1 protein-coding gene is annotated in these 690 nt (G+C 37.7%); it reads left to right on the top strand.

Translation table 11 applies throughout. The features are described 5' to 3' along the window. Positions 1-133: 133 nt before the first annotated feature. Positions 134-690: hypothetical protein (locus AC1DWB_RS36725; protein WP_477545968.1), on the top strand; the 557-nt coding region annotated here is incomplete at its 3' end.

Here is a 690-nt window from a genome sequence, read left to right as displayed (position 1 = left end):
TTGATGCAGGGTATTTTATCGTAAAAGAATCACCGCATCAAGAGGGTGATATTATTGTTAATGAACCAGTAACAAAAGTTACAGCGAAAGGACTTGAATTTATTAGCAGACTTATCAAGGGAGAGGCAGCTTAATGGACATACTCGCAATCGAGACGAAAGCAGAAGATTATAGAGATCGGTTAGGTGGCACAATATTTGCATTTCCTATTGATGAAGAAAATCCTTACTCGAACTATGCAATTACCGTTTACACTGGTGAAGGGTTTAAAGTGTATCCTGAATCGATGGGTGTGGAAGAAACGGCTAACAGCATACTTGAAATCCTTAAAGGTTATAAACAGATTGGAATTAATTCTGACTACGATAGTAATGTCAGATTTGTATCTTATGAAGCGCAAATTAATGCTCCCAGCGTGACAATGCGTAGGTTTAGAAAAGATCCTGAAAATTACACAGTAACAAGACGTATATTCGAACGCGGTGATGATGTTATACCGAAAGAAGAAGAAGAAGGCTACTACATGACAGCGCGTGGGTTGTTGAAGTATTCCTATATAGAAATGCTTGAAAAGAATCCTAATGCCATTAAATTTATGGAAGAGTACTTCAAATTTCTCTCGACTAATAGGTACGGGAAAACTGTTGCAGCAATTAAACAAGAAGTTAAAAGGATGGACAAGGGTAGTGG

Source organism: Paenibacillus sp. P4_E11 (assembly GCF_056401635.1).
This window is presented reverse-complemented; position numbering and strand designations above follow the sequence as displayed.